This window comes from Parasphingopyxis sp., assembly GCF_028279465.1.
Taxonomy (GTDB): Bacteria; Pseudomonadota; Alphaproteobacteria; order Sphingomonadales; family Sphingomonadaceae; genus Parasphingopyxis.
The window spans coordinates 280,127-295,220 of record NZ_JANQNS010000008.1 but is presented as its reverse complement, the minus strand read 5'-3'; the positions used below and the strand labels follow the sequence as shown (position 1 = coordinate 295,220).

The window sequence follows — 15,094 nt, the reverse complement described above, 5'->3', positions numbered from 1 at the left end:
ATTCGACACTTTGGAAAGGCGGTCTTCGGGCCGCCTTTTCTTTTGAGCCACGCCGCGTAGAACTGCGGCATGCTCTATTCCGATCTTGCCGGGCGCTGGGCGCTCGTAACCGGCGCAGCCGATGGCATCGGCTTCGCCCTCGCCCGTTCCTTCGCCGAAGCCGGCGCCAATATCGTCCTGCTCGATATCCGGGATGACGCGCTCGCCGAAGCCGCTGCGAAGCTGGCCGATACGGGCGTATCCGTCCGCACAGAAACCGCCGATGTCAGCGATCGCGATGCGATGATCGCGCTGGCCGATCGACTCGCGGCGGACGATGTCGTCCCATCCATGCTTTGGATCAACGCGGGAGTCGGTGCGGCGGCGAAACTGTCGGACGGCAAGGAAAAGGCGATCCGCTGGGTCTATGATGTAAACCTCTTCGGTACGATCTGGACGGCCCAGGCTTTCGCACCGAAGATGATCGCGCGCGCGGGCCCCGCCCATATCGGCGTGACCGCATCGAGCGCGACATTGGTACCGATAGACGGCCCCTTCCCGCTCTACGCGGCCTCCAAATATGCGACCGCCGCCGTCGGCGAGGCCCTGCTCAACGAAATGCGCGAATATGATATCGGCGTGACGATCCTGTGTCCGGGCCTGCTGAACACCGGCATCTGGAACAGCGGCCGCGCACGGCCCGAACGCTATGGCGGCGAACGGCAACTCGACGACAGCGTTGGCGAGTATTGGCGCAAGGCGATGACGCCGGAGGTGATCGCCGGACCCGTGCGTGAAACGGTCGAGGCCGGCGGCGGCTGGTGCGTCGTCCAGACCGAGGGCGATACGCGCGACAAATTCGAAGCGCGCCATACCGCGCGTGCGGCCCAATGGACGGACCTCTCCCATGATTGACGGCGCTACGGCGGACATCCCCAATTTCGTCACTCATCTCGAATGTTCGAAGACGGGCGAGCGGATCGAAGCGCATACGCTGCAGAATCTGTCATCGGCCGGAGTGCCGATCCTCGTACGCTACGATCTCGATGGCGTCCGCGCGGCACTGACGAAAGACGCGCTCGCAAAGCGCGCGCCCAATTTCTGGCGCTATCGCGAATTGGCGCCGGTGCGCGATGCCGCCAATATCGCATCGCTTGGCGAGGAGATGACGCCGCTGATCCGTCTGCACCGCAGCACCGACGGCCATGCGCTCGTCAAAGATGAAGGCCGCCTGCCGACCGGCTCGTTCAAAGCACGCGGGCTCGCCATGGCGATCGCGATGGCGAAGGAGCTGGGTGTCACCAAGGTTGCGATCCCAACCAACGGCAATGCGGGCGCGGCGACGGCCGCCTATGCGAGCCGGGTCGGCATCGAAAGCTATGTCTTCTGTCCGTCGGACACGCCGCCGATCAACATCCAGGAAACCGAGTTGCAGGGCGCGCGCGTCTGGAAAGTCGACGGGCTGATCAACGATTGCGGCAAGATCGTCGCCGATGGCGAAGCGGAAATGGGATGGTTCAACCTGTCGACGCTCAAAGAGCCCTATCGGATCGAAGGCAAGAAAACGATGGGGCTCGAACTGGCCGAACAGCTGGGCTGGGAGATGCCCGATATCATCTTCTATCCCACCGGCGGCGGCACGGGCCTGATCGGCATGTGGAAGGCGTTTGAGGAACTCGAAGCCATCGGCTTCATCGGATCGAAACGCCCGCGCATGGTGGCCGTGCAGGCGACCGGCTGCGCGCCGATCGTCAAAGCCTATGAGGCCGGCGAGGAGCATGCCGAACTCTGGCAGGATGCGCATACGGTCGCAGCCGGTATCCGCGTGCCCGTGGCGATCGGCGATTTCCTGATCCTGCGCGCGGTCCGCGAGTCCGGTGGCTATGCCGCAGCTGTGGAAGATGAGGCGATCCTCGACGCCCGCGCCCGGATCGGCCGCGAAGACGGGCTCTTGCTCTGCCCCGAAGGCGCGGCGACGGCGGCCGCCTATTTCCAGGCGCTGGAGGACGGCACAGTCGGTAAGGACGAACGCGCCATTCTCTTCAATTGCGGCAATGGCCTTAAATATCCGATGCCCGATGCGGGTGCGCCGCTGGATATCGCGCAGCCAATCGACTGGAACGCCTTGCGCTAGGCGCCCTTGGTTAACGCCTTTTTTACTCGCGGCGCGCTACTTTCACAGCTCGTCAGACGGGGCAGATCATTGGCAGAAGATAGCGCCATATCGACGCAAAAATACTGGTCGGGTAACCCCCGGTTCCTGCTGCGCGAGCTCTTCCGGGTCAGCGCGAAAAGCGGTTCGCTGCGCCATCGCGCTTTTCAGAACCAGATCCGCTCGGCCTCGCGCTCCTACTATGCGCTGCTGCCCGCCGCCCTGATCTTCGCGCCGTTGCTCACCTTTCTCTATGCCGAAACGCCCAATTTCAATCTGGTCGTAGTCGGCGCAACGCTCGTCGCCGGGAGTTCGATCTTCGGCTTGATGAGCTTCTCGCAAAAGCGGATCGAAACCGGGATCGAAAATCCCAAAAAGCTCGCTCTCTTCATCTGCGCCAACGCCTTTGTCGCGGCGATCGGCTGGAGCCTGATGCTGAGCGCGCTTCACACCGGCAGCTCGGCTGAGGAAGCCCGGCTTCTCGTCCTCACGCTGCAGGTCGGCCTGATCAGCACGGGCGCACTGATGTTCATCACCCTGCCCTCGGCGTTCGCGAGTTTCTCGGTGCCTATCGCGATCGACCTGATCATCAATATCGCCCTGCGCGACGCGCTCGGCCATTGGATCATGTTCCCGCTGCTCATCATCCTGATGGTCATGTTGGCGCGGACGGTCGTCGACCAGTCGAGCCAGCTCGTCGCCAATCAGATGGCGATGGAGAAGCTCAGCGAATCCGAAAATGAGCGCAGGGCACTGATCGAGACGGAGAGCCGGCGGCTTGAAGCCGAACGCAAGCGCGAGGTCGACAATGCGCAAGCGCTGCTGGCCGAGCGCGAAAAGATGGCGAAGGAAAAGCATGAAGAGCTGCTGGCGCTGGGTGAGCGATTCAAGCAATCGGTCGTCAAGGTTGCGAATGGTGTCGGCGAAGCGATCGCAATGCTCGACCTCTCTTCGTCGGACCTCGCCCGGCTATCCGGCGAAACCAGCGCGGTTGCTTCCAAGGTATCGGAGCGCGCATCGGGCGCAAACAATGCGGTCCAGCTTGTCGCCAGCGCCGTCCAGCAGCTCGATTCCTCGGTCAGCGAAATCTCCGAGCAGATCGGCAACGGCCTCTCGCTCAACACCATGGTCGCCGAAGCCGCACGCGAGAGCGATACCGCGATGCAGTTGCTGCTCGAACGCACACAGGGGATCGGCAAGATCGTCGCGGCAATCTCCGAAATCGCCGGACAGACCAATCTGCTCGCGCTGAACGCGACGATCGAGGCCGCGCGCGCCGGCGAAGCAGGACGCGGATTCAGCGTCGTCGCGCAAGAGGTGAAGTCGCTTGCGCAGCAGACGACCGACGCCACCGACAATGTCGACCGCCAGTTGCGCGAGATCGACGAAGCCGTGCGGCAGGCGGCCGACGCCATGACCAAGGCGACGCGCGAGATTGGCGGGATCACCGATATGTCGAACTCGATCGCCTCGGCCGTGATGCAGCAGCGCGAAGCGACGCGGAATATCGGCGATAACAGTATTCAAGCCGCACACGATACGGACGATGTGCAGCAGCGGATTCAGCGGGTGGCCGAGGCCGCGCGCAACAGCGGCACATTGAGCGCCGATGTCAGCCGGACAGCCGAAAGCCTGGCTGCCCAGGCCGACGCGCTGCGCGATGCGACAGCCGCATTTCTCGATGAACTGCGCGCCGCCTGACGCGCGGGAAGACTAGCCGGCCGTCGCGGTTTCGAGATCAGCCAGGAACGCCCGGATACGCTCCGCATTCACGCCGATATCGCTCACCCCAACCCGGCTCACCGAACGCATATGGACGATGCTGCCCTCGCCGTCCGGATTGGGCGTGATGCGTAGCACGACATCGTCCTTGAAGCGGTAGATCGACACCGTATCGGTGGCTTCGAGACGCCCGGTCGCGGGATCGGCCGCCGCCAATTCCCAGCCGCGCTCTTCGACAAGCTGTTCGGCCGCCGCCACGGCATCGGGCACCGAAACCGGGACGATGATCGGCTGAATGTCTGCATAGGCCTCTTCGTGCCAGCGCCGCCAACGCGCGGCATTGTCGAGCGCCGCGAGGTCCGCGCGGCCGCCATCCGGGACGACCTCCCGATTATCGGCGCGCAGTGTCAGCGTTTCAAACGCGGGCGGATTGGAGAGATCGGTCGTGATGTCGTGAATCGGCGGGACGGTCGCGGCCTTGCCGAAGCTGTAGGACGCATAGCCGACGAACCCGCCTGCAAGCAGGATCGCGACTAGCGGCCAAAGGATGCGGCGCATATGCTTTCCGATCAGCAGTGCGATAATGCCGATCAGCGCAAGACCGCCGCCGGCCATTGCGGCATAGGTGAGCGGCCGCAGCGAACCGAGGCTAGTCTGCCAGTCCAGCATGCCGGCGCCTGTTGCGAGCGCCATGGCAACTGCGGCGACCGGCGCGCCGATCCCAAGGATCGCGCCGATCCGCGCAATCCAGCTCACAATGGGGTGCGGCGTCCGCATAACCGCTTCGCTCATCTCGTCTCTCCTGCTTGGCGGCTGTCTAGCAGCGGTGGACTGGTAGGCAAAGCGCGTCGGCGACGCCCATGGACAAGCATAACTCATTTTGCCAAAGAGCCGCTCCGGCGCGCGGGTGTAGCTCAATGGTAGAGCAGCAGCTTCCCAAGCTGACGACGAGGGTTCGATTCCCTTCACCCGCTCCAGAACCGCAAATGGCGGCCGAAGTGCCCGTTGCAGCCGGAACGCAAAATCCTCGTTCTTTTCGTGCAGACGGCTGGGCAAGCCCAGCCTGCGGGGTTCGATGCCCTTCACCCACTCCAGATAATCTGTCTTGGCTTTAGTTCCCCAATCAACCTAAGGCTCGGCCATGGACGATCGCCAAGCCAGAGCCGCTACGCGCTTCGTGCTCGCCGCGATTTTCGTCTTTGCCGTCGGCTTCGGGATCATCATGCCCGTGTTACCGCAACTGGTCGTCACGCTGGGCGATACGACGCTGTCCGAAGCCGCGCGGATCGGAGGCTGGCTGATCCTGGTTTACGCCGCGTTCCAGTTTCTCTTCGGCCCGTTGATCGGCAATCTGAGCGACCGGTTCGGCCGGCGCCCCGTACTGCTTCTCTCCATGGCGGGTTTCGGGATCGACTATGCAATCATGGGTTTCGCACCGACGCTGGCCTGGCTGTTCGCCGGGCGGATGATCGCGGGCATGTTCGGCGCGGCGTTCGCCACCGGGTATGCGACCCTATCGGACATTTATGGCGAGGAGGACCGCGCCCGCGTGTTCGGGCTGATCGGGGCGGCCTTCGGGATCGGCTTTATCGTAGGCCCGGCAATCGGCGGGGTCGTTGGCGAATTCGGCACGCGCCTGCCTTTCTTCATCGCCTCCGGGCTGGCCATTGTGACGCTGATATATGGCTTTTTCGCATTTCCGGAGACGCACGCTCCGGAAAATCGCCGGCCGTTCCGCCTCGCGCGTGCCAATCCGCTCGGTGCATTGCTCAAGCTGCGCACGGTGCCGGGCATATTGCCGATCGCCGCGATATTCCTGCTCTGGACGACTGCGATGAATATCTATCCGTCCATCTGGGCCTATTTCACGCAGCTGAGATTCGGTTGGTCGGAAGGGCTGGTCGGCCTCTCGCTGGCCTGGGTCGGCATGCTGATGGCCCTCGTCCAAGCGCTGGCGATCGGCCCGCTGGTCAAGCGGTTCGGCGAGCGGCGAGCGGCGATGATTGGCATAGCGAGCGGCACGACGGGTTTCTTCCTCGTCGCGCTCGTCTCCACCGGCTGGGTGACCTATGCGATCATGGCGGTCACGGCGCTGCACGCGCTGGCCGGACCGTCGCTGATCGCGCTGATGAGCCGCCGCGTTCCGGCCGAGATGCAAGGCGAGCTGCAGGGCTTCAACAGCAGCTTGACCGCTTTGGCCGCCATCGCCGCGCCGCTTATTTTCAATCCTTCGCTTGCTTATTTCACGAGTCCCGAAGCGCCGACGCAATTCGCAGGCGCGCCGTTCGTGATCTCGACATGCATCGGCGCTTTCGCGCTGCTGATGCTGATGGTCTCGCGGCGTTCGACGGCTGCGGCGCCCTAGATCCCGCCGGGCGTTACCGCCTGGCCATTATCCGTCAACGCTTCGCTAAGGGCTGTCACGCATAGTGCAAGGCGATCGGCATCGGTGGAGCGGACGACGAAGTTCGCGCCAACCCGGCCTTCTCGAAAAAACGGATAGCTGCCGATCTGGCAGTCGGGGTGCGCGTCCTCAATCGCGCCTAATATATCGGCGACTTCGCTTTCGGCCGTCCAGCAGCCGATCGTTTCCGAAATCAGCGGATCGCCGCCTTCAAGCTGGCCGGTCAGCGCATCCATCATCTGTTCGGCGATATGCGGGATGCCGGCCATGATGAAGACGTTGCCGTGCCGGATGCCCGGCGCGCCCGACATCCGGTTTTCGATCAGCTCCCCGCCGTCCGGGACGCGCGCCATGCGCAGCCGCGCTTCGGTGAGACCGCCCTTGTCCGCATAATAGCCTTCGAGCATGGCGCGCGCGCGGGGATGGACGATCACGTCCACGCCGAGCGCAGCGGCGACCGCATCAACCGTGATATCGTCATGCGTCGGACCGATCCCGCCGGTCGTGAACAGATAGTCAGTCGACGCGCGGACAGCGTTCACCGCCTCAACGATGCGCTCCAATATGTCGGGCACGATTCGCACCTCGACAAGGCGGATTCCCTGCACATTCAACCACTTCGCAAGTGCAGCAACATTCCGGTCCTGGGTCCGCCCGGACAGGATTTCGTCGCCGATGACGATAAGGCCGGCGCGCCAGATTTTCGTGTTTTCCATGATACAAAGCTTAGCCGCTCGAACGCACTTGCGCAAAGAAACACCGCCTTATGGAAAAGTGTCGCATGATTCACACAGGTGACGAAAAACCGTGCAACATAGGTTGCTGCGGACTCCGCAAATGCGGGCAAATGTAACATTAGTGACATGCCGAGTATGTAGATGGCGTTTCGGAAGATCGATAGCGCACCACAAGTCGTTGTCGATTGGGGTACACATAATTCCATCGGGGATCATCATGCGATTTTTCAAAGCTTTTCTGGCCGCCAGCGCGGCCTCCGTGTCGGTTGCTGGCGTAGTCGCCACCCCTGCTGCGGCGCAGCAAATTACGTCCGGTGTGCAGGGCCGAGTCGTCGACGATGCCGGGAATGCGGTTCCCAATGCATCGGTGTCGGTAACCGATACGCGCACGGGTTCGACGCGCCGGCTGGTAACCGGTTCGGACGGTTCGTTCCGCGCAGGCAACCTTGTCACAGGCGGCCCATACACCGTCACCGCGACAGCGTCGGGCTTTGAAGGGCAAACGGTCGAGAATATCCGGATCAATCTTTCGGGCGATACGTCGCTCGCGTTCGAACTGACGCGCAGCGCACAGGAAGCAACGATCGTCGTTACCGCGGCGCGCGCCAACCTGACTCAGCTCGCACTCGGCCCCGGCAACTCTTTCAACGAGGAAGTGCTCGAAAGCTTTCCGTCGATCACGCGCGACGTTCGCGACCTGATTCGTATCGACCCGCGTGTCAGCCTCGATCGGTCTAACGAGGTTGATCGCATCTCGTGCCTCGGCGGCAATGACCGGTCCAACACTTTCACCGTGGACGGCATCGTTCAGGCCGACGTATTCGGCCTGAACGGCACGCCCTTCGCAGCGCGTAACGCGCTCCCCATTCCATTCGACGCCATCCGCGAAACGTCGATCGAGTTCGCGCCGTTCGATGTCGAATATTCTGGCTTCACCGGCTGCGCCGTCAATGTTGTGACCCAATCGGGTACGAACCGCTTTTCGGGTTCGGCCTTCTTCACCTTCCGTAACGAAGACCTGCGCGGCGATACGGTCGATGGTCAGGACTTCACGCCTGCCGCCTTCGAAGAGAAGCGCTGGGGCGTTACGCTCGGCGGTCCGATCATTCCCGACCGTCTCTTCTTCTTCGGCGCTTATGAGGAAACCGATCTTGGCGACGCCAATGACTTTGGTCCGACCGGCGCCGGCTTCCCGAACGAAGCGGAATTTGTGACCCAAGCTCAGTTCGACGAGTTCCAGCAGATCGCCCAGAATGTTTATGGCATCGATATCGGCGGCTATCCTCGCGCCCTGCCCGAATCGAGCGTACGCTATTTCGGCCGTCTCGACTGGTATGTGAATGACGATCATCGCGTCGAAGCCACCTATCAGCGGCTTGAGGAAACCAATGTCGAATCCGACACGGGCGATCAGGAACTGACCGGTTTCAACAGCTTCGAGGACGAAGGAACGGTTTCCGACTATTATTCGCTGCGTGTCTATTCAGACTGGAGCGACAACTTCTCCACCGAACTGCGCCTCTCGCGATCGGACGTCACGGACGTGCAAGGCCCGGTCGGCGGCGGTGAAGCGCAAGACGGCAACCCGATCCCGCGTCTTTCGGTCGGGGTTGTCGGCCCGTCGCAAAACGGCGTGCTGAGTACGGGGCCCGGTATTTTCCGGTCAGCCAACGCGCTTGAAACGCAAATCGACGTGATGCGCCTCACTGCCAACTGGACGACCGGTGATCACGACATCAAGTTTGGCGCCGAGATCAATGATCTCGAAGTGTTCAACCTGTTCGCCATCAACGCGACCGGTACTCTGTTCTTCCGCAACTTGGATGACTTCCGGAACGGGATCGTCGCAAGTGGCGACTTCTCGAGCGTCTTCGGCGATACCGCTGATAATCTGATTGATGGGAGTCTTAACAGGGACGGAGAGCTCGAGTTTCTCGGCGGCGGCACCATCCGTGCAACGCCCACCGGCGACATCAACGAAGCAGCCGCGCAGTTCAATCGTCGGATATACGCCATCTACGCACAAGATGATTGGCAAGTCACCGATCAGCTCAGCGTGCTGGCGGGCGTTCGCGTGGAGTGGTTCGATGGTAGTGCACCGCGAAACAACCCGGCGTTCCAAGCACGCTACGGTTTCGGTAACAATTTTTCGTTTAGCCAACTCGACCCGATCATTTTGCCGCGCATAGGTATTACCTATGATTTCGATGACTTCGAAGGTCTCATTCGCAACAGTCAGTTGACCGGCGGTGTCGGCGTGTTCTCGGGCGGCGATCCCGTTGTCTATTTCTCCAACGCGTTCTCGAACAACGGCTTCTCCACTGGCGAAGACAATACGTTCGATGGACTGTGCGCAGGCTTCACCAACCCGGACGGTAGTTTCAGTGTTCTGGACGCAAACGGCAATTTCACGGGATTTCCTACCTGCGCCACTCAAGCAGCTTCAGCTCAGGCCGCGGCGGGTGAAGCGGATACGCAATCGACCGATCCGAATTTCGACGTACCGACCGTGTTCCGCGCCAATATCGGATTCTCGACGGAATTCGGCTGGGGCGACGGCTTCTTCGATAACTGGCAGCTGCAATTCGATTACATCTACAGCCACTTCATCGATCCGTTGAATTTCGTCGATCTGTCTCAAACGATTGATTTTCGCCGGGGTCTGAACGGGTTCACCATTGACGGTCGGCCAATATATGCCGCCATCGATCCCAGAGCGACTGACATTGACCCCGACACAGGATTAACGGTTCCGTGTACGGCTCAACTGCAAGGTACTGGTGGGACACCGCCTACATATACGAATGTGAATTTCGCCTGCTTCAACACCCGCCGCGACGACGAGATTCAGCTGACCAATGGCCGGTCCTATGACAGCCATGTCTTCTCCTTCACCATGTCGAAATTGTTCGACCGCGGTGTCTTCACCGAAAATGGCAGCGTGTTCGTGAACTTCGGTTACGCTTTTACGGACTCGAACAACTTCCGAAACAATAACAGCTCGACGGCAACGTCCAGCTTCGATGAATCGGGAGCTTTCGACCGCCAGAACCCGGCGAACTCGACCTCGAACTATGAAACACGGCATCAGTTCACTTTCGCGGTCAACTTCACGGAAGAGTTCATCGACGGCTACGACACGCAGCTCGGTATGTTCTTCAGTGCCCGTTCGGGTCGCCCCTACAGCCTCACCTTCGACGGTGGCGGCGTCTTCAACGATAGTTCGTCGGGTAACGACAACGCGCTAATCTATATCCCCACCGGGGTGGACGATCCGAACGTCTCGCCGCAGTCAACTATGTCTGAAGTTGCCGAACTCGTGAACTTTGCCCAGCAATGGGATTGTGCCCGCGATGCCATCGGTACGACGGTCCGTCGCAACACCTGCCGGGAGGACTGGACCTATGACATGGACATTCGAATCAGTCAGGAAATTCCGGGACCCGGCAGCTGGTTCGGCATTACCCAGGACCGGATCGAATTCTTCGCGGATATCGATAACTTCCTGAACATGCTCGACAGCAGCTGGAACACCTTCAAGACGCGTGGTGCATTCGGTGACGGTCAGGTTGTCGACCTGGTCGATCTCGACGGTATCGACGACGAGGGCCGGTATATAATTTCGGGCTTTAACCCCGATATCGACCAGAACGTCTCGACCTCGGCGTCGGTCTGGCGGATCCAGCTCGGCGTGCGCTACGAGTTCTAGGATGACCGCAGATAACTGCTAGAAGAAAGGGGCCGGTGGCGATCATGCCGCCGGCCTTTTTCATGTGACCAAAGAAGTGGGACGCAAATGACGATGAACCGAACCAAGACCGCCCTATTCGCCGGAATGGGCGCACTGTTGCTCGGCGCATGTACGATGGCTAGCGCGCCGCCTCCGCCGCAAAGCGCTGTCGAAGCGCTGCGGCCCTATTATGCGACGCTGACCGGCGAACTGCCGCGGGCGAACCCCGGCCCAGCCATCGATACGAGCCAGGCGATCAGTCGCATCGCCTTTGGCAGTTGCAACCATCAGCACCGGCACCAGACCATCTGGCCGGTGATCGCCAACCATAACCCCGATCTCTTCCTGATGATCGGCGACAATATCTATGGCGACTATGGATATCGCGGCGAGGCCGATCTCGGCACATTCGCCCATGGCTATCGGCTACAGGCCTCACATCCGGAATTCCGGGCGTTCCGCGAACAGGTCCCGATGCTCGCAAGCTGGGATGATCATGATTTCGGCCCGAACGATTCGGGCGGCAATTTCGCATTCCGCGAACGATCCGAAGATCTGTTCGAGAGCTTCTGGGGGTCGAGCGCGGAAGTGCGCGCCCGCCCTGGCATCTATGACAGTATGGTCGCCGGCCCCGAAGGCCAGCGCATCCAGATCATCATGCTCGACACGCGTTTTTTCCGCGATCCGCTCGTATCCCAACCCTATAGCTATGAACGCCGCCCGCTCGGTCATTATGGCATCACCGACGATCCCGGCGCGACGATGCTTGGCGCGGCGCAATGGGCATGGCTGGAGCAGGAGCTCGCCGAACCGGCCGATCTGCGGCTCATCGTCTCCTCGATCCAGATCCTGACCGACGCGCATAATTACGAGAAATGGGGCAATATGCCGCTAGAACGCGAACGGCTCTACCGCGCGCTCGCCACGCGCAATGGCGGCGGCATGGTGTTCCTGTCGGGCGACCGGCACAGCGGCGCGATCTATCATGGCGAACCCGAAGCGCTCGGCGAAGGGGTGTGGGAACTGACCTCCTCGTCGCTCAACTTCTCCTTTGCATCGGGCGACAATAGCGAGCGCGAACCCGATCCGCTGCGCCGCTCGGGATTCATGTCTGACGAAAATTTCGGCTTCGTCGACATCGACTGGGCGGCCGGGCGGGTAACGCTAGACCTCAAAGCCGCCGACGGCAGCTCGTTGCATGCGGAGACGATAGCGTTTCGCTGAGCCGCTAGCGATACTGTGGCGAAGCGCCTGTGAAAACGCTATATAGCCCCGCATGAACCAGTATCAGACGATAACCGCCGCCGATTCCGTCGCCCGGGACGGCACGATCAAATTGCATGACGCAGCCGGTTTCGAAGGCATGCGCGCCGCCGGGCGCCTCGCTGCCGAGATTCTCGATGCACTTGTGCCGCTGGTCCAGCCCGGCGTGATGACCGAAGAGCTCGACGATTTCGTGTTCGAACGCATGAAGGCGGGCGGCGGCATTCCCGCAACGCTTGGCTATCGCGGCTATACGAAAAGCTCCTGCACCTCGATCAACCATGTGGTCTGCCACGGCATTCCGGGCCCCAAGGCCCTCAAGAAAGGCGATATCGTCAATATCGACGTCACGCCGATCCTCGATGGCTGGCACGGCGATACCAGCCGCATGTTCACGGTTGGCAAGGTGCCGATCAAGGCGCAGCGGCTGATCGATGTGACCTATGAAGCAATGATGCTCGGTATCGCGGAAGTGAAACCCGGCGCGCGGCTGGGCGATGTGTCCAACGCGATCCAGACCTTTGCCGAATCGCACCGCTATGGCGTCGTTCGCGATTTTTGCGGCCATGGCCTTGGCAGGCTGTTTCACGATGCGCCCGAGGTCATCCATGCGGGCCGGGCTGGCACTGGCCCCGAACTCAAGCCCGGCATGTTCTTCACCATCGAACCGATGATCAATATCGGCAAGCCGGGTGTGAAGGTGCTCGAAGACGGCTGGACCGCTGTCACGCGGGACCGGAAGCTGTCGGCACAGTTCGAACATTCCATCGGCGTGACCGAAGACGGCGTCGAGATTTTCACCACGAGCCCGGCAGGGTTGGACAAACCGCCCTACGACTGACCGCGCCGGACGCATAGCAGGATATTTGCAACGCGCCCGATGCTGCGCCAATAAGAAGGCGTATCGGAGGGAGTGACTTATGCGTGCTTGGATCGGACTGGTCATGATACTCGGTCTGGCGGCCTGTTCCGCGGGAGCCGGCGAGACAAACACCGATAGCGCAGCCGAAGGCGCGGCCAAGATTGATGGCGAGTTTCTGATCACCGGCGGCGACGGCAGCGACTGGGCGGCAGCCAGTTACAGTTACTCCGAGCAGCGTTTCAGCCCGCTCGATCAGATTACTACTGAAAACGTTTCCAATCTTGGCATCGCCTGGACCGCCGAACTGCCGGATGCGCGCGCGCAGGAAGCGACACCACTCGTCGTCGATGGCGTCATGTATGTGACCGGCCCTTGGTCCAAAGTCTTCGCTTTCGATGCCAGCAATGGCGAACCGCTCTGGACCTTCGATCCGGAAGTGCCGCGCTCGGTGTTGCAGAACACTTGCTGCGACGCGGTCAATCGCGGCGTCGCCATATGGCGCGGCAAGCTCTATCTGGGCACGCTCGACGGGCGGCTGATCGCGCTTGATGCGATCACCGGCGCGCAGCTCTGGTCCGAACAGACGACCAACCGGGACCGGCCCTACACGATCACCGGCGTCCCGCGCGTCGTGAACAACAAGGTGATCATCGGCAATGGCGGCGCGGAGTTCGGCGTGCGCGGCTATGTCTCGGCCTATGATGCGAACACCGGCGCGCTCGAATGGCGCTTCTACACCGTGCCCAATCCCGATGGCGAAGCCGACAATGCGGCGTCGGACGAAGTACTCCAGACCGCCGCACGCACCTGGTCCGAGGAAGGCCAGTGGCGCGAAACCGGCGGCGGCGGCACCGTCTGGGACTCGATCGTCTACGACCATGAACTGAACCAGCTCTATATCGGCGTCGGCAATGGCAGCCCATGGAATCACGGGACGCGCTCGAACGGCCAGGGGGACAATCTCTTCCTTTCCTCCATCGTCGCGCTCAATCCCGATACCGGCGAATATCTCTGGCACTACCAGCAGACGCCCGGCGAAACCTGGGACTATACGGCGACCCAGTCGATAATCCTCGCCGATCTCGAGCTCGATGGAGAGAGCCGCCCGGTCATCCTGCACGCGCCGAAAAACGGCTTCTTCTTCGTCATCGACCGCGAGACCGGATCGCTGCTGTCCGCCGAACCCTTCGTCGAGGGCGTGAACTGGGCGACGGGCTACGATCTGGCGACCGGCCGGCCGATCGAGAATCCGGAGGCGCGTTTCTACCGCACGGGCGAGATGTTCATCGCCAATCCCGGGCCGATCGGCGCGCATAACTGGCAGCCCATGGCGTTCAGCCCGATGACGGGCCTCGCCTATATCCCGGCCAACATCGTGCCATCGGTCTTCCTCCCGCCAACGACAGACGATCATTCGGCGCTGAGTCCGATCGGCTTCAACACCGGAACCAATATCGAGGACACTGCTCTCCCCCGCGACGAAGCGGCGATGCGCGCGATGATCTCGGCCGTGCGCGGCCAGCTGGTCGCTTGGGACCCGGTCGCGCAGGAAGCGCGCTGGACGATCGATTACGACACGCCCTGGAATGGCGGCATTCTGACGACGGCTGGCAATCTCGTGTTCCAGGGCACGGCGACCGGCCAGTTCAAGGCCTATGCCGCCGATACGGGAGAGGAGCTTTGGTCGATGGACGTCCAGTCCGGCGTGCTCGCCGGCGCCTCGACCTTCCTGATCGACGGCGTACAGCATATCGGCTTCACGACCGGCCGCGGCGGCGCCTTCCAGATCACGGCCGGCGCGGCCGATATCACGGCCGGCCAAGTGCCCAATGTCCCGCGCCTCATCGTCCTCCGGCTCGACGGAACAGGTGTGCTGCCGGCGGCGCCGGATATGGAGCGAGAGCTGCTCGATCCCCCGGCATCGACGGGCACGCCCGAACAGATAGCGCGCGGCGAACAACTCTATCTGCGCTACTGCATGGTCTGTCACGGCGAAGGCGCGGTCGGCGGCGGCATCAACCCGGACATGCGCTTCTCCGGCTATCTGACGAGCGCGGAAGCCTGGCAGGATGTGGTGCGCGGTGGTTCGCTCGCTGAAAACGGGATGCCGAGCTTCACCAGCGTCCTGCCGGCCGAACTGGCCGAGACTATCCGGCTCTATGTCATCGACAAGGCGAGCGAAGATATTGCCCGCCTCCGCGCGCGGCGCGAGGATGCCGAGGGCGAGTCCTAAACGCCCTATCGT

Annotated in this window: 10 protein-coding genes and 1 tRNA gene; 9 read left to right on the top strand and 2 right to left on the bottom strand. The window is 61.8% G+C overall.

Features of this window, described 5'->3' with window-relative positions; genetic code table 11:
- Window positions 1-69 precede the first annotated feature (69 nt).
- The 3 genes from Q0974_RS05625 to Q0974_RS05615 all read left to right on the top strand — a co-directional run bounded on the left by Q0974_RS05625 (window position 70) and on the right by Q0974_RS05615 (window position 3,832).
- On the top strand, window positions 70-894 hold the full coding sequence (locus Q0974_RS05625) for an SDR family oxidoreductase (RefSeq protein ID WP_299323618.1): 825 nt from the start codon (window positions 70-72) through the stop codon (window positions 892-894).
- On the top strand, window positions 887-2,113 hold the full coding sequence (locus tag Q0974_RS05620; RefSeq protein ID WP_299323615.1) for a threonine synthase: 1,227 nt from the start codon (window positions 887-889) through the stop codon (window positions 2,111-2,113). The genes Q0974_RS05625 and Q0974_RS05620 overlap by 8 nt, the downstream gene beginning before the upstream one ends.
- Window positions 2,114-2,182: 69 nt before the next feature.
- On the top strand, window positions 2,183-3,832 hold the full coding sequence (locus Q0974_RS05615) for a methyl-accepting chemotaxis protein (RefSeq protein WP_299323614.1): 1,650 nt from the start codon (window positions 2,183-2,185) through the stop codon (window positions 3,830-3,832).
- Between the two features lie 12 nt (window positions 3,833-3,844).
- On the opposite strand, the gene Q0974_RS05610 is transcribed toward Q0974_RS05615, so the two are convergent.
- Window positions 3,845-4,645, bottom strand: coding sequence for a DUF1499 domain-containing protein (locus Q0974_RS05610; RefSeq protein WP_299323612.1), 801 nt, complete (start codon window positions 4,643-4,645; stop codon window positions 3,845-3,847).
- Between the two features lie 111 nt (window positions 4,646-4,756).
- Between Q0974_RS05610 and Q0974_RS05605 the strand changes: the two genes are divergently transcribed.
- Window positions 4,757-4,830: transfer RNA gene (locus Q0974_RS05605), tRNA-Gly, on the top strand.
- Window positions 4,831-4,994: 164 nt separating this feature from the next.
- Entirely contained in the window at window positions 4,995-6,218 is a 1,224-nt protein-coding gene (locus Q0974_RS05600; RefSeq protein WP_299323609.1) for a TCR/Tet family MFS transporter, read from the top strand.
- Here the strand turns inward: Q0974_RS05600 and Q0974_RS05595 are convergent.
- Window positions 6,215-6,976, bottom strand: a complete 762-nt coding sequence (locus Q0974_RS05595; protein WP_299323731.1) for a molybdopterin-binding protein — start codon at window positions 6,974-6,976, stop codon at window positions 6,215-6,217. The two genes, Q0974_RS05600 and Q0974_RS05595, sit on opposite strands and share 4 nt — an antisense overlap.
- Before the next feature lie 235 nt (window positions 6,977-7,211).
- Between Q0974_RS05595 and Q0974_RS05590 the strand changes: the two genes are divergently transcribed.
- The 4 genes from Q0974_RS05590 (at window position 7,212) to Q0974_RS05575 (ending at window position 15,082) form a co-directional block, all read left to right on the top strand.
- A complete protein-coding gene (locus Q0974_RS05590) occupies window positions 7,212-10,703 on the top strand; it encodes a TonB-dependent receptor (protein ID WP_299323607.1) in 3,492 nt (1,163 codons plus the stop codon).
- 87 nt (window positions 10,704-10,790) lie between these two features.
- Entirely contained in the window at window positions 10,791-11,948 is a 1,158-nt protein-coding gene (locus Q0974_RS05585) for an alkaline phosphatase D family protein (protein ID WP_299323604.1), read from the top strand.
- A gap of 52 nt (window positions 11,949-12,000) precedes the next feature.
- Window positions 12,001-12,828 (top strand): type I methionyl aminopeptidase, encoded by an 828-nt coding sequence (gene map, locus Q0974_RS05580; protein ID WP_299323601.1) that lies wholly within the window; start codon window positions 12,001-12,003, stop codon window positions 12,826-12,828.
- A gap of 79 nt (window positions 12,829-12,907) precedes the next feature.
- On the top strand, window positions 12,908-15,082 hold the full coding sequence (locus tag Q0974_RS05575; protein WP_299323599.1) for a PQQ-dependent dehydrogenase, methanol/ethanol family: 2,175 nt from the start codon (window positions 12,908-12,910) through the stop codon (window positions 15,080-15,082).
- Window positions 15,083-15,094: the final 12 nt, after the last annotated feature.

What these genes read in the sequence shown, in the direction of transcription:
- Q0974_RS05575 (WP_299323599.1), top strand. Translation starts at nt 12,908, where the DNA reads ATGCGTGCTTGGATCGGACTGGTCATGATACTCGGTCTGGCGGCCTGT.
- Q0974_RS05620 (WP_299323615.1), top strand. Translation starts at nt 887, where the DNA reads ATGATTGACGGCGCTACGGCGGACATCCCCAATTTCGTCACTCATCTC.
- Q0974_RS05585 (WP_299323604.1), top strand. Translation starts at nt 10,791, where the DNA reads ATGACGATGAACCGAACCAAGACCGCCCTATTCGCCGGAATGGGCGCA.
- Q0974_RS05610 (WP_299323612.1), bottom strand. Translation starts at nt 4,645, where the DNA reads ATGAGCGAAGCGGTTATGCGGACGCCGCACCCCATTGTGAGCTGGATT.
- Q0974_RS05590 (WP_299323607.1), top strand. Translation starts at nt 7,212, where the DNA reads ATGCGATTTTTCAAAGCTTTTCTGGCCGCCAGCGCGGCCTCCGTGTCG.
- Q0974_RS05625 (WP_299323618.1), top strand. Translation starts at nt 70, where the DNA reads ATGCTCTATTCCGATCTTGCCGGGCGCTGGGCGCTCGTAACCGGCGCA.
- Q0974_RS05600 (WP_299323609.1), top strand. Translation starts at nt 4,995, where the DNA reads ATGGACGATCGCCAAGCCAGAGCCGCTACGCGCTTCGTGCTCGCCGCG.
- map (WP_299323601.1), top strand. Translation starts at nt 12,001, where the DNA reads ATGAACCAGTATCAGACGATAACCGCCGCCGATTCCGTCGCCCGGGAC.